Below are 14936 nucleotides of genomic sequence, written 5' to 3' on the forward strand. Positions count from 1 at the left end.
ACCAATAAACTCGATAATGCTATGAAAAAACAGAAGCGCTTTTCTCAAAAAAAATTAGCAAGCCTGTCCAACACATTTTTTTATATAACGGGAATATTTCTTTCAGTTGGTGCCCTGGCATTCTCTTCTTCGGATGTATTTGCACAATCTCTTTCATTCGTTTCCGGGGGCCAATCAATTGATGTTAGTTCTTTCAACCAGCATATTAAAAAGTTTATGGAGGAGACTGGAATACCCGGAGCTTCAATCGCTATTATTGAAGATGATAAAGTTGTATTCTCGAACTTTTACGGTTATCAGAATACTTCAACCAAAGCCATTGTTGATTCTGCTACACTTTTTGAGGCATGTTCTTTATCGAAAATGTACTTGCTTAGTCTGGCGTATAAAATGGTGGAAGAAGGTAAGCTGAATCTGGACAAGCCTATGTATACCTATCTGGAGAATAAAAGATTAGAGCATGATCCCAGATATCGGCTAATTACACCTAAGATGATTATAAATCATACTTCAGGAGTGGAGAATTGGCAAAGAATGAATGACAAGGATGTATTGGAAATACTAAGCAATCCGGGTGAGAAGTTTGTGTATTCAGGAGAAGGATATCATTACCTGGCAGACGTAATTGCCTCAATCCTAAAGGAACCGTATCAAAGTTATCTTCCCAGACGGGTTTTGAGTCCGGAAACACGCAGCAGTACAAAACTTAATTATGTGCTGGCTGATTCTAGTAGTAATATATCAAAAGGTCATAATTACGTTGGGAGAGCATTAGATAAATGGATTACCAATGAACCTTGGCCAGCATCTTCAGTTCATACCAACTCAAAAGCTTTTTCAGCGCTTTTGTTAGGCATGTTTAATGGCCGCTTCTTAAAGAAATCAAGTGTAAGGGAAATGACATTGGATATGAAGTTGATTAGTAAGGATAGCGTATCTCAGTTCAGTATCGGGAATGGTTTTTTTGTACTCACAAGTAAACAGGATACCATCTTTAGTTTTGCTGGTCAGAACACCGGTTTCAGGTCTGACATGTTTTATTCTAAAGTTAAAAAAAGAGGATTTGTTTTTTTTACAAATAGCGATCTGGGGCTATTAATGGGGCCGCTAATTAACGAATTAAGTACCAAATTAGATCTTTCTCTATATTTCAATAATCCAGGTTTTAAGTCCGACAATTATGTGTCTGCTCTTCTCAAGATAAAGAATCGTTTCGGAATTGAGGCGATGACCGAAGAAATTGACCGAAGAGCAGAAAAGGGAGAGGTATACGCAGATATTTTGGGAAACCTAATGATTCAGATGTATAAAATGGACAAAGAAACTGCAGGTAAACTGGCAGTTACTGTTCTTAAGTATAATCCCGAATCCAGTAATGCCAATGCTATTCTCGGGGCTGTGAACTTAAAAATATATCATAAATATGCATTAGCCAAGAGTTACCTCGTCAGAGCCAAAGCCCTGAATTACGGAGGAACGCAGATTGATGAGTTTATAAAAGAATGTGATGATAAGTTATCTGTAAATAAATAGCGAACCACTATTAATAAAATCTTTAAATTTTCTTAGAATGCAAAAAAAATCAAATCTCCCGCTCATTATAGGCTTAAGTGATGCTGATTCAGTAAATTTCATTTCTTATTATCAAACTAATAAAATTGAAATCGAAGAACAATTGAACCGTATAGGGGCTATTAAATTTCAAAACGTAAGCATCTCTTCCCTTCATGATTTTCAGGATATCGTAAATGCGATATCTGATAAATTTTTGAGTTATGTTGACGGTAACTCTCCACGAACCAAACTTACTGATAATGTATATACTTCTACAGAATATGATAAGAATCAGAAAATTACGATGCATAATGAGCTATCATATTCTGCTCAGTGGCCAAATAAACTTTTTTTTTCCTGTTTAATTCCAAGTGAAACCGGAGGGGAGACCTTATTGGCAGATAGCAGAGAAATTGTAAAAGCAATGAATCCGGAAATTGTAGAAGAGGTAAAAAGAAAGGGAATTACTTATATCAGAAATTTACATGGCGGGTTGGGGTTAGGTCCCTCTTGGCAGGATACATTCGAAACTGCTGATCCACGTCAGCTTGAAACCTATTGTAAAAGCTATAACATCACCTATCAATGGGGCGAAAATGGAATTTTAAGACTCATGCAGCCGAGTAAAGGCGTCATTCGTCATAGAACGACAGATGAACTGATATGGTTTAATCAGATAGATCAATTCCATCCTGTGCACCTTGGGGATGAAATATATGAAATTATGCAGTCCATATATGAATCAACTGAAGATTTTCCAATGAATGTAAAATTTGGGGATGGAACTGCAATTGAAGAGGATATGGTTCATGAAATTCTGAATACGATAGAGACAGTTACTATTGCACCGGTTTGGAATAAAAACGAATTGCTGATCATTGATAATGAATTGGTTAGTCATGGGAGGAATGAGTTTTCTGGTGAAAGAAAAGTTTTAGTTTCTATGTCTAAATAATGAACTTCTAAATATAACTCCTCATGGATTTTAAACAAGATATGGCGATTGGGATCGTCGGTGGAATGGGGCCTCATTCGGGACTTACATTGTTTAATCATATTTTGTCCAATACAAAGGCAAGAACTGACCAGGAACATCCTTCAGTTATTATGATGTCTTTTCCCAAACATATTGTAGACCGGACTTCATTTCTGGAAGGAGATACCGAGATAAACCCTGCCTACAGCATTGCCCAGATAATTTTGAACCTGGGTAAGTCGGGAGCTAAAGTCGTAGGAATAGCTTGTAATACTGCGCACTCTCAGCATATATATGATGTAATTATTGATGAGCTTGTCAAAGAAAAAAGCGAAGTTAAACTAATGAATATGCCATTAGAAACGTGTCGTCATTTAAAAGACAGTAAGACCGGGATAACCAAGGTTGGTTTGATGGCAACGAATGGAACTTATAAGTCAGGAGTCTACAAAAAAATCCTTGAAGATTCCGGATACGAAGTTATCGTTCCGGATGCTGTTTTCCAAAATCAGGTGATTCATAAAATGATTTACGATGTTGAGTTTGGTATAAAGGCTTCTCCGAATAATCTAAATGTCAATGTTCAGCGATTAATGAATGAAGCACTGGAATATTTTAAGGAGAAAGAGGCTGAAGCGATCATACTTGGCTGTACCGAGCTTTCCATGATCTTTAAAGAAAAAATGTTTGAAAGAATTCATATTGTAGATCCGACGGAGATCTTAGCATTGGCGCTGTTGCGCGAGATTGATGTTTAAGGAAAATTATAATTACAAACCAAATTAAGTGATGCAGAATCATAATCCAAAACCTCAGATATTTTTAGTTCATTTTGCGGGCGGAAGTGTTTATTCCTTTCAATTCCTGAAAGAACACTTTCAGGAATACGATTTTATCCCGATTGAACTTCCGGGAAGAGGCAACAGAATCAGAGAAAGAATCCTGCAAGACTTCAGCGCTGCTGCAAGAGATCTCTATTTACAGATTGTATCTAAATTAAAGTCCCCAAATTTTCTGCTTTATGGACACAGTATGGGTGCATTACTCGTTTTAAGGATTGCCAGTTTACTCGAGTTAGATGGTTATATCCCTCAAGCAATTGTAGTTTCTGGAAATGCAGGGCCCGGAATTTCAAGTTCAAAAATTAGGCACCTGCTGCCGGACGAGCAGTTTAAAAATGAACTGAAAATATTGGGAGGTATGCCAGATGAAGTTCTTGACAATAAAGAGCTCTATGAATTCGTGGAACCAATTATCCGTGCAGATTTTAAAATAGCCGAAACTAGTCAACGTAAAGAAGTGTTGACCCCAGTAAATAGTCCTATTTATGCATTGATGGGCGATGCGGAATCAAAGGTAGATAAAATTGAGAATTGGAAAACCTATACCTTGTCGACCTTTAAGTATGAGGTTCTTGAAGGTGGTCATTTCTTTATTTATGACAATGCTATGGCGCTCAGTGGTGTGATTAAAGCGGCTATTAAAGACAATTAATTATCATCGAAAATAGGAGATGTCCCCGCTGATGGACGGGGTTGCCAATCCTCATCGAAGGGTCTGTTTTGTAAACCGAAATAGCCCCAGTTGATGGTCAGGACTTCTTCCCCGTGGTTTCCGGTAACATAGTTGTCAACGATCAAACAGAAGGCGATCAGTAGCTTGGCATTGTCATCATCATTTGCAATGATCCTGTATCTGTCTCCTTCTAACCAGGCAATGATTTCCTTTTCCCACCAACCTACCTGTTCTTCATTTCTGAAAATAGAATATTTTCGGCCCCGATGACCATAAATATCATACCTATCTCCGGCAAACTGGCATCGGAAATGAGATTTCAGATAAGAGACCGTCTGAAAAATACAGGTGGTATGGTCAAGTGAAATCTTATAGTTAGCCTTAAACAGGTGAAATTGTTTATTGATTTTTATGCTCAGGTGTTTGGTAGAGATCTTTAAAACTACTATTTCTGCCAACCATTGGAGTAATTCCCGGGAGGCGGTGTACATGAGTTCCTCATTTATCAGGATGCGGAACTGAGCAGCCATTGAAAGTTTCTTCTGATGAACTTCTATAACCATGATACCGGACTATGCATAAAACAAAACTACAATTGTTCCATGATTTTTCATTATACTAAACTTTCTGCTGCCCGGTGTGTTTTTCAACATATGTTATTAATTTTTTAATTACTCCAGAGTTCAAAAGTATTTTTCGATGAGTCTTACTGAATATAAAAAGAAGCGGTCTTTTAAGAAAACCCCCGAGCCAAGCGGAGGGAAGGGAACTGGGAAAGAATTGCGGTTTGTTATTCAGAAACACGATGCTTCTCATCTGCATTATGACTTTCGTTTGGAAATGGAGGGGGTGTTAAAAAGCTGGGCGGTCCCAAAGGGCCCCTCCACAGATCCTGACGTTAAGCGCCTCGCGATGATGGTTGAAGATCATCCCTACGATTACCGGAATTTTGAAGGAATCATTCCGAAAGATCAGTATGGAGGCGGAACTGTTATTGTTTGGGATGAGGGAACTTATTCGCCCGCCGAACCTGAGTCTGATGATTTGAAAAAACAGGAAAAGCAATTGCTGCAAGAATTAAAAAATGGAAAACTTAAAATCAATATAAAAGGTAAAAAGCTCAAGGGAATTTATGCGTTGATAAAGGCTTACGGCAGAGGCGAAAACAGCTGGCTCCTCATGAAACTGGAGGATAAATACGCAGGGCAATCGGATATTCTTCTAAAAGATAAATCAGTTCTTTCCAGGAAGACCATTGCCCAGATGGAAAAGAGGCCAGACCATGTTTATGGATCTACTCAGGAAAAAGTAACGAAAGCACTTGAAAAGAAAGTTAAAATCGTTGAGTCTGGGGGTAGCAGGTTGAAGGATTTGCTCAAAAAAGCAGTGAAAAAACCTTTTTTTGAGTGGGTTGAACCTATGTTGACGACCCTGGTGAATGAACCTTTTGATGAGCCTGGATGGATATATGAGATCAAATGGGATGGCTATAGGGCAGTTGCTTTTATGAATAAGGGAGAGGTTTCCTTAAAATCCAGGAACGATAAGCCTTTTGAGAAGAAGTTTTATCCGGTATACGAGCAATTGAAAGAATGGGGAATTAATGCGATAATAGATGGTGAGGTAGTGGTGGTCAATGAAAAAGGAAAGGCCAGTTTTGGTGCATTGCAGAATTGGCGTAATGAATCGGATGGCGAACTCCTTTATTATGTTTTTGATGTTCTCTGGTATAATGGATATGATCTGACCCATTTACCTTTAGTTGATCGCAGAGCGATCCTTGCAGAACTTATCCCGGAAAAATCGTCCATCTTGCTCAGTAAATCTTTTGAAACATCTGGTATAGAATTTCTCAGCGCTGTAAAACATATGGGGCTGGAAGGAATCATTGCAAAACGAGCTGAAAGCATATACAATAGCGGAGGCCGGACAACCGATTGGTTAAAGATCAAAGCCAGCAGAGGGCAGGAGGCGGTTATTGGTGGTTTCACAAAAAATGAAAATAGCAACAAACCCTTTAGTTCTCTGTTAGTTGGGCTTTTTAAGCAGGGGAAATTTATATATACCGGAAAAGTTGGCGCCGGTTTCAACATCGATACCCAAAAGGAGTTGCTTACTCAATTTCAACCGCTGATCATCGCTCAATCTCCTTTTGCGGAGGAACCGGATGTGAATAAGCCAAACCGTTTCAGTTTTGGTTCCCCAAAAGCGAGGGCCACCTGGTTAAAACCGGAGCTGATTTGTGAGGTCAATTTTGCAGAGATGACCACAGACGGTGTCATGAGGCATCCTTCTTTTAAAGGAATGAGAGTAGATAAAAATGCAAAAGAAGTGGTGTTGGAAAAAGCAGTTGATGCGGATAAAATTATTCCTGACTTCATTAATCCTAAAGATATGTTCATCACAAAAGGCGAAGAAACAGAAGTGAAAAAGGTAAACAGGCATGAATTAACATTTACTAACCTCAGTAAAATATACTGGCCGGTAGAAAAAATCAGTAAGCGGGACCTGATTAATTATTATGAACAGATTTCCCCTTTTATCCTGCCTTATCTGAAAGACCGTCCGCAATCTTTAAATCGCTATCCTGATGGGATTACCGGGCAAAATTTTTATCAGAAAGACGTCACGGGAAAGGTGCCGGACTGGATCAAAACTTATTTGTATCATGCTGAAGGAGACGACACTGATAAACATTTCCTGGTGGGGAATGATAAAGCAACTTTATTGTATATGGCCAGTTTGGGTTGTATTGAAATGCACCCCTGGAGCAGCACCATTAAAAAACCGGATCATCCAACCTGGTGTATTATAGACCTCGATCCCGACAAGAATTCTTTTGATCAGGTTATTGAGACTGCGCGGGTAACCAAAGCTGTTTTAGATGATATGGGGGTACCAGGATATTGTAAAACAAGTGGATCAACAGGTTTACATATTTATATTCCCCTCGGTAATAAATACACCTATGAACAGAGTAAGGAGTTTGCACGGATTATCGTTACACTCGTTAACCGGGAACTGCCTGGATTTACCAGTCTTGAACGAACTATTGCCGACCGCAAAGGGAAAATGTATCTGGATTACCTGCAAAACCGGTCACAGGCTACTATAGCTGCCCCTTATTCCCTGCGGCCTAAAGCAGGCGCCACTGTTTCTATGCCTTTACATTGGGATGAGCTGGAAAAGGGGCTGCAAATGAAGGACTTTAACATCTTTAATGCGGTATCGAGGGCAAATAAGCTGGGCGACATTTTTAAGCCGGTACTTGGAAAGGGTGTTGACCTGATGAAAATTATTAAAAAGAACCGCTAACCTAAATAATTGACAAATGAGATCTATCTGGAAAGGTGCAATTGGATTTGGCCTGGTGAATATTCCTGTGAAATTGTTTTCCGGGGTTCAAAGCAGTAACCTTGATTTGGATATGCTTGATGAAAGAGATCATTCCAATATCAAATTCAAACGGGTAAATGAGAAAACCCATAAAGAAGTCCCCTTCGATCATATTGTCAAGGGCTATTTCTTAAAAGATCGGTATATTGTGCTGGACGATCATGATTTTGAGGAAGTAAAGCCGGAAAAAACGAAGGTTATAGAAATAGAAAGCTTCGTGGATATGAATGAGATCAATGCCATTTATTATGAAACTTCGTATTATACCCAGCCTGAAGCTCAGGGTAAGAAAGCCTATACCTTACTGCTCCAGGCACTGACGAAATCTAAAAAGGCAGGTGTGGCACGTTTTGTATTGAGAAATCAGGAACACCTATGTGTCATTCACCCTCTCGGAGGAATTATCGTGATCACAAAAATTCGTTTTGAGGAAGAGATCAGGAGTACTAAAGAGTTTAAACTTAAAGATGAAATCATGATTAAACCGAAAGAACTGCAGGTTGGTCTGGCCTTAATCAATCAATATTCAGCGCCATTTGATATCACCACTTTTAAAGATGATTATGCCAAAGAGCTGTTGAAAATTATTAAGGCTAAAGCCAAAGGGAAGCGGGCGACCGTTAAAAAGATCAAACCTCAAAAAGCAGTTTCTGAAGATTTATATGAACAGTTGATGGAGAGCTTAAATAAACGGGCTTAATACAAACAAAGAGATTTTCATAAAAACACTGACTTCAAGACTCGATGATTTCGAAAAAGAAAGTAAAAGAAAAGGGGTTGAAAAAGTAATAAAGAAAAGTGGTCAATTGAGTAAGTAAACAAAAAGCCGTTTCTGCTATACAGAAACGGCTTTTTATAAGTAATGAAAGCTCAAATAAGCTTAAAATTTGTAAGCAACTCCTAATCTGTAATTTCTCAATGCTTCTGTCTGCCAGGCATAAGCTGCTACCGTCCCAAAATTGTAAATCTCACCGTCATACAGGTATTTATCCAGGATATTAAATACGTTTGCGTTGATTCTGATCTTACCTGATCCCCAGAAAAGTCCTCCGTCCAGGCGGAAATAATCCGGTAAAGGTTTATCGTCTGTTCTGCTCCAGCTGCCTGGTACACGATCCATTTGCCATGAAAAACCTGCAGAAATACCCGCACCTTTCAATAGTCCGTTTTGTAGCGTGTAGCTTAACCAGCTATTTGCGGTATGTTTTGCAAAACCGGGTACCACATCTCCAGCTTTGATGCTTTCGACATCCGGGTTGGCTTTGGTTACTTTTCCATCTGTATAGGCATAATTGGCAATAAGCTGTAAGCCTTCGGTGATTTCTCCTCTAAGATCAAACTCTATACCCTGTACTCTTTTTTCACCTAAAACAACACTGTATATCCGTTGTGGATCGGTAGGATCTCCGGTGAGTTCGTTTTGTTTTACGATGCGGTAGAAAGATAAAGTAGTATTGAACTTGCTGTCAAACCAGTCTTTTTTTACACCGAATTCTGTATTAACACCGGTAAGCGGTTTAATCTTGGCACCATCCCTGAGTATTCCACTCTGAGGGATAAAGGCTTTGTCGTAAACTGCATAAACCGAAGTATTGTTATTGATAGAATAGCTCAGTCCAAACCTCGGCGAAAACTGATTTGCTTTGTTTGGATCTTCAGCACTGCTACCCCAGCTGTATTCACTGAGCTTGGTATACCTGCCGGCAAGTGTCAATCTCAATTTATTGCTGAAAAAACCGAGTTCTTCCTGAAGGTAAAAAGAGTGGTATCTGGAGCCAATTAATCCTCCGGCATCTATCGCTCTTTCTTTTAAAGGAGTTCTTCGTCTGAGGTCAAACGCATAAATTGCTGCGGGATTGGCTCCGTAAACAGGGCGTTCGTTGTTGAAAGGATTGGCCTCTGTATCTAGTTTAACACTGGCATTCCAGTCTGCTTCATATTTTTTATCACCGGCATCGAAACCAGCCAGGATCCGATGTTGAATTCCACCGGTATTAAAGTTTCCATTTAAAAATACCTGAGCCAGTTTCATACTGCTGGTTGCATCCCATATTCCGATACTACGGATGAGGGTCCCATCAGCATTTACAGTGGAAGGCCAGGCACTGTTACCCATCATATTGTAATCGTAATAAGCTCCCTGAGCAGTTAATTTCCAGTGTTCGCCAAGTTTTTGCTGAACGTTCAAAGTCAGGCTTTGATCGTTGATTGTGGTAGGAGGAACCAAAGGATCGGATTGTGAAAAATCAACAGGAAGCGTGCCATAACCGTTCACTCCGAAAATATAGGAAGAGCCAACCTGACTGGTTTTTGCCTGCTGCAAAGTATATTCGGCAGTAATTTTTGTATTTCCGATTTCATAGGACAGAACAGGAGCAATGCTGTACCTGTCGTTATATTCGAAGTCTCTGTGCGATTTTTTGTTCTGTCCGGCCGCATTGAGTCTGAACAATAACTTGCCGTCTTCAGTGAGCTTTCTGTCAAAATCTACGGTTGTGCGGTAAAGACCATAACTGCCGGCAGTAAGAGATACTTCCCCCTTATTAATTCCCGTAGGCTTTTTAGTGACTATATTATAAAGACCACTTGGATCGCCACTACCCAGCATGAATCCTGCTGGACCTTTCACGAATTCCACATGGTCAACAAAACTCATGTCTTCGGTGAGCGGGCCCCAGAATGAATTCACCACATTAAACCCGTTTCTGAAGGCTTGAAGCTGTGAACCCCGCATTTTGATATTGGCATACATGTCTGACCAGTGCTGGGTGCGTATCGCTCCACTTACATTTCTGATCAATCCATCACTCATGCTGATGATTTGCTGGTCTTTAAGTACCTGCTCGCTAACAATCTGGATGTTCTGGGGTGCCTCCAATAAGGGTTCGTTCAATCTTAAAGTAGCGGAAGGTAAGCTGACCTTATATTTATTTTTAATGGCTGCAATGTTGACTTCCTGTAAGGCTTCATCATTTTCTGCGAGAACAAAATCAACTGTTTTAGTTTCTCCGGCTTCAACGGAAATGTTTTTTTCTGCCGAACGGATACCTACTGCAGAGGCTTTAATGGTATAGTTTCCGGCTTTGACATGTTTTAGGGTAAATTCCCCTTTTTCGTCTGAGGTTGCACCAATGTTTTTACCCTTTAGCGTAATGGAGATCTGAGGTGCAGCTTTTCCGTTGGAGATCCGGACACTGCCTTTTATGGTGGCAGACTGTTGGGCAAAGGTGATAAAACTGCTAAGCAACATCCCTGCTGTTAGTATGAGTAGTTTGATTTTATTCATATTTCTTATTTAGATTTATTAAAAATAATTGCAAAACTACATGATGTAACTTTAAAATTCAAGTTATTTAAAACAAATCTAAATAATAATGAAGTGATAACTTCCTAAATCTCATTCCGGGCTATTGCTATAATTCCTATATTGGCGGCTTCAACACACAAGCTTCTGGGATGACTGACAGACTCGACCTGGTTTCTGTCCGGAAAATCCCAGGAAAAACCAATTATAAGAATGATGAGAAAATTATTTGGGCATCCAAACCCAAAAAACACAGTTTTACTCGCACTTGCCTTACCATTACTGGTTTCCTACACCTCAGCATCGGCAGTGCCACAACCAAACCTGGTAAAACAGACAATGCAACAGCGCCTGAAAGTGATTGGTGCGAAAAAGATTAATTCTACTTCAATTGAACTCCTGTTTTCCAACAATCAGCGGTTGACACTTGACTTCTATGGCGGAAACCTTTTCCGGTTGTTCCAGGATAATTCAGGAGGATTTATCAGGGATCCTGAAGCCAAACCTGAAGCTAAAATCTTAGTGGAAAATCCAAGAAGGCCGGTGTCAAAATTAGACCTTGCTGAGGAATCCGGGCAGATTACAATTGCTACAGATAAGATCACCGTGTTGATCGATAAGAATACCGCTTTGCTAAAGGTGATTAACCAGGCCACCAAAACTGTTGTTCTGGAAGAAATGGCTCCTGTTAGTTTTGAAAAAGGAAAAGCGACATTGACCCTAAAAGAAAACCCTCAGGAATACTTCTATGGTGGAGGAGTACAGAACGGGCGTTTCTCTCATAAGGGAAAAGCGATCTCTATTGAAAACCAAAATAGCTGGACGGATGGAGGAGTAGCATCTCCAACACCTTTTTACTGGTCTTCAAACGGCTACGGTATGATGTGGCATACCTTCAAAAAAGGGAAGTATGATTTCGGAGCCAAAGAAAAGGGATTGGTAAAACTGTCGCACGATTCAGATTATCTGGATGTTTTTCTTATGGTAAATGATGGTGCTCCAGCCTTGTTGAACGACTTTTATCAGCTGACCGGAAATCCGGTGTTGCTGCCGAAATTCGGTTTTTATCAGGGACACCTGAATGCTTATAACAGGGATTTCTGGAAGGCAGATGAAAAAGGAATTTTGTTTGAAGATGGCAAGAGATATCAGGAGAGCCAGAAAGATAATGGAGGAGTCAGGGAATCCCTCAACGGAGAAAAGAATAACTATCAGTTTTCAGCCCGTGCAGTCATTGATCGATACAAAAAGAACGATATGCCTTTTGGCTGGTTACTCCCAAATGATGGTTATGGTGCCGGTTACGGGCAGACAGAAACTTTGGATGGAAATGTTCAGAACCTTAAAAGCCTAGGGGACTATGCCCGTAAGAATGGTGTGGAAATCGGATTGTGGACACAATCTGACCTTCATCCTAAAGCAGAAGTCAGCGCCTTATTACAGCGGGATATTATTAAAGAAGTAAGAGATGCAGGCGTAAGGGTCTTAAAAACTGATGTGGCATGGGTAGGTGCTGGATATTCATTCGGACTCAATGGGGTTGCAGATGTGGCGCAGATCATGCCTTATTATGGGAATAGCAGCCGGCCATTTATCATCTCCCTGGATGGTTGGGCAGGTACGCAACGGTATGCCGGTATCTGGTCCGGTGATCAGACAGGGGGAGTATGGGAATATATCCGTTTTCATATCCCTACTTATATTGGTTCCGGCTTATCCGGACAACCCAACATTACTTCAGATATGGATGGCATTTTTGGCGGTAAAAATGCAGCCATTAACACCCGGGATTTCCAATGGAAGACTTTTACACCGATGGAATTAAATATGGATGGTTGGGGATCCAATGAGAAATATCCGCATGCTCTCGCAGAGCCGGTGACTTCGATTAACCGCAATTATTTAAAATTGAAGTCTGAATTGATGCCTTATGCCTACAGTATTTCAAGGGAGGCAGTGAGCGGGTTGCCGATGATCCGGGCAATGTTCCTGGAATATCCAAATGCTTACACAAAAGGTACAGCTACACAATATCAATTTCTGTACGGACCTTATTTCCTGGTTGCTCCGATTTATCAGGACACCAAATCAGATGATAAAGGGAATGATATCCGCAACGGAATCTACCTGCCCGAAGGAATCTGGGTTGACTATTTTACAGGAGCACAATACGCTGGAAACAGTATTTTAAATACCTTTGATGCCCCACTGTGGAAATTGCCGCTCTTTGTTAAAAGAGGAGCAATTATCCCCATGTCAAATCCAAATAATAATGTGGCAGAGATCAATAAAGGAATTCGCATTTATGAGCTGTACCCTTCAGGAAAAACTTCTTTTACGGAATATGACGATGACGGAACAACAGAAGAATACAAATCAGGTAAAGGTGCTTTGACTTTAATTGAGTCCGAATTGGATCAAAAAGGTAAAGTAAGCCTGACGATTCATCCTGCCAAAGGTGATTTTAATGGATTTGTAAAAGAGAAATCTACCGAACTGAGGATAAACGTTACGGAAAAACCGAAGAAATTGACTGCTAAAATCGGAGATACTAAAATCAGGTTGACTGAGGCCAGCTCGATGGACGATTTTCTGAAGAAAGAGAATGTATCTTTCTATGATGCCAGTCCGGATCTGAACAGGTTCGCTACAAAAGGAAGTGAATTTGAAAAAGTGAACATCATTAAAAATCCTCAGCTTTTGTTGAAATTAGCTGCTACAGATATCAGCCTGAATCCGGTTAACGTAATTGTTGAAGGCTTTAAATTTGAACCTGCAGACCAGCAACGGGTATCATCAGGTAAGCTGAGTGCTCCGGTAAATGCGACGGTTACCGATAAAAATAAAGAGGCTTATACCCTGAGGCCAACATGGAACAAGGTGAACAATGCAGATTTCTATGAAATAGATTTCAACGATATGCATTATACGACGATCAGAGATACGAGTCTGCTGTTTGAGGGATTGCAGGCAGAAACCTCTTATTCTTTTAAAATTCGTGCAGTAAATAAAGACGGATATTCGGATTGGACAACGTTAAATTCCAGGACTAGATTTAATCCGCTGGAATTTGCCATTCCTGGAATTGGAGCCGAAACAACTGCTGAAAACCAGGAGGAATCAGGAATAGACAAATTGTTTGATTATGATGAAGGAAACATGTGGCATACAAAATGGGGGCAAAAATCAGTTCCCTTCGATATCGTCATGGACCTGAAATCAATCAACCAGCTGGATAAATTCCATTACCTGCCGCGTAATGGAAGAGGAAACGGAATATTGCTGAAAGGAAAAGTATTTTATAGCAACAATAAGGAAAACTGGACAGAAGCAGGTGCTTTTGAATGGAAAAATGCAGGAGATGTTAAGGTATTCGATTTCGCCAGCCATCCGACTGCCCGTTATATTAAAATTTCCGTTACCGATGGTGTCGGAGGTTTTGGCTCCGGACGTGAATTATATGTATTTAAAGTTCAGGGAACGGAAAGTTACCTTCCGGGCGATATCAATAACGATCGTCTGATTGATGGGAATGATTTGACTTCTTATACCAATTATACCGGATTGAGAAAAGGAGATGCTGACTTTGAAGGTTATATCAGCAATGGGGACATCAACAAAAACAACCTGATTGATGCCTATGATATTTCTGTGGTAGCTACCCAGCTTGATGGCGGGATAGAAGATAGCAAAACGGATAAAGTTGCCGGTAAAATTGAAATCAGTACTGCAAAACAGAGTTATAATAAGGACGAAATTATCGAAGTGAAGGTGAAAGGGCTAAACCTGAAGTCTGTGAATGCACTAAGTTTTGCCTTACCATACTCTAGTCAGGATTATGAGTTTATTGGTGTGCAAAACCTGAATGTGAAACAAATGGAGAACCTTACTAACGACCGGTTGCATACAAATGGAGATAAAGTCTTGTATCCAACTTTTGTAAATCTCGGTAGCAAGGAGGTTTTAACAGGAAATACAGTGTTGTTCGTATTGAAATTAAAAGCAAAACGCAAACTGAAGTTTGATCTTAAAGTACAGGATGGATTTCTGGTAGACAGGAAGTTGAATACCTTTAAGTTTTAAAGCTGCATAGGTTAACATTAATCCTAACCCGCAAATCATCATATTGGTTTGCGGGTTTTTTATGATACAGGGGATAAGTTATTTCGGTTCATTTTGATTGCTTTATCC

The 14936-nt window shown here is 40.0% G+C and carries 9 protein-coding genes; 7 read left to right on the top strand and 2 right to left on the bottom strand.

Annotation, left to right across the window (positions count from 1 at the left end; all coding sequences use genetic code 11):
- Window positions 1–21: 21 nt before the first annotated feature.
- From BFS30_RS17210 to BFS30_RS17225, 4 genes are read left to right on the top strand one after another with little or no spacing between them, the layout of a single operon-like run.
- Window positions 22–1533 (top strand): serine hydrolase domain-containing protein, encoded by a 1512-nt coding sequence (locus BFS30_RS17210; RefSeq protein ID WP_069380425.1) that lies wholly within the window; start codon window positions 22–24, stop codon window positions 1531–1533.
- A 37-nt stretch (window positions 1534–1570) separates the two neighbouring features.
- Entirely contained in the window at window positions 1571–2509 is a 939-nt protein-coding gene (locus tag BFS30_RS17215; protein ID WP_069380426.1) for a TauD/TfdA family dioxygenase, read from the top strand.
- Between the two features lie 23 nt (window positions 2510–2532).
- Window positions 2533–3288: an aspartate/glutamate racemase family protein gene (locus tag BFS30_RS17220; protein ID WP_083252094.1), complete on the top strand. Its 756-nt coding sequence runs from the start codon at window positions 2533–2535 to the stop codon at window positions 3286–3288.
- Window positions 3289–3319: 31 nt separating this feature from the next.
- Window positions 3320–4024, top strand: a complete 705-nt coding sequence (locus BFS30_RS17225; protein ID WP_069380427.1) for a thioesterase II family protein — start codon at window positions 3320–3322, stop codon at window positions 4022–4024.
- On the opposite strand, the gene BFS30_RS17230 is transcribed toward BFS30_RS17225, so the two are convergent.
- Window positions 4021–4608, bottom strand: a complete 588-nt coding sequence (locus BFS30_RS17230) for a hypothetical protein (RefSeq protein WP_069380428.1) — start codon at window positions 4606–4608, stop codon at window positions 4021–4023. The two genes, BFS30_RS17225 and BFS30_RS17230, sit on opposite strands and share 4 nt — an antisense overlap.
- Before the next feature lie 136 nt (window positions 4609–4744).
- On the opposite strand from BFS30_RS17230, the gene ligD reads away from it, so the two are divergent.
- Together ligD and BFS30_RS17240 are read left to right on the top strand one after the other, a co-directional pair.
- Window positions 4745–7360, top strand: coding sequence for a DNA ligase D (ligD, locus tag BFS30_RS17235; RefSeq protein WP_069380429.1), 2616 nt, complete (start codon window positions 4745–4747; stop codon window positions 7358–7360).
- A gap of 16 nt (window positions 7361–7376) precedes the next feature.
- A complete protein-coding gene (locus BFS30_RS17240) occupies window positions 7377–8141 on the top strand; it encodes a Ku protein (RefSeq protein ID WP_069380430.1) in 765 nt (254 codons plus the stop codon).
- Window positions 8142–8321: 180 nt separating this feature from the next.
- On the opposite strand, the gene BFS30_RS17245 is transcribed toward BFS30_RS17240, so the two are convergent.
- On the bottom strand, window positions 8322–10727 hold the full coding sequence (locus BFS30_RS17245; RefSeq protein ID WP_069380431.1) for a TonB-dependent receptor: 2406 nt from the start codon (window positions 10725–10727) through the stop codon (window positions 8322–8324).
- A 231-nt stretch (window positions 10728–10958) separates the two neighbouring features.
- Here BFS30_RS17245 and BFS30_RS17250 point away from each other — a divergent pair, with 231 nt between their 5' ends.
- Entirely contained in the window at window positions 10959–14828 is a 3870-nt protein-coding gene (locus tag BFS30_RS17250) for a TIM-barrel domain-containing protein (RefSeq protein WP_208602984.1), read from the top strand.
- Window positions 14829–14936 lie beyond the last annotated feature (108 nt).

This window comes from Pedobacter steynii (assembly GCF_001721645.1).
Taxonomy (GTDB): domain Bacteria; phylum Bacteroidota; class Bacteroidia; order Sphingobacteriales; family Sphingobacteriaceae; genus Pedobacter; species Pedobacter steynii_A.

Bases quoted from the DNA above. Each gene is read 5' to 3' on its own strand.
- BFS30_RS17210 (WP_069380425.1), top strand. From the start codon at position 22: ATGAAAAAACAGAAGCGCTTTTCTCAAAAAAAATTAGCAAGCCTGTCC.
- BFS30_RS17215 (WP_069380426.1), top strand. From the start codon at position 1,571: ATGCAAAAAAAATCAAATCTCCCGCTCATTATAGGCTTAAGTGATGCT.
- BFS30_RS17220 (WP_083252094.1), top strand. From the start codon at position 2,533: ATGGATTTTAAACAAGATATGGCGATTGGGATCGTCGGTGGAATGGGG.
- BFS30_RS17225 (WP_069380427.1), top strand. From the start codon at position 3,320: ATGCAGAATCATAATCCAAAACCTCAGATATTTTTAGTTCATTTTGCG.
- BFS30_RS17230 (WP_069380428.1), bottom strand. From the start codon at position 4,608: ATGGTTATAGAAGTTCATCAGAAGAAACTTTCAATGGCTGCTCAGTTC.
- ligD (WP_069380429.1), top strand. From the start codon at position 4,745: ATGAGTCTTACTGAATATAAAAAGAAGCGGTCTTTTAAGAAAACCCCC.
- BFS30_RS17240 (WP_069380430.1), top strand. From the start codon at position 7,377: ATGAGATCTATCTGGAAAGGTGCAATTGGATTTGGCCTGGTGAATATT.
- BFS30_RS17245 (WP_069380431.1), bottom strand. From the start codon at position 10,727: ATGAATAAAATCAAACTACTCATACTAACAGCAGGGATGTTGCTTAGC.
- BFS30_RS17250 (WP_208602984.1), top strand. From the start codon at position 10,959: ATGATGAGAAAATTATTTGGGCATCCAAACCCAAAAAACACAGTTTTA.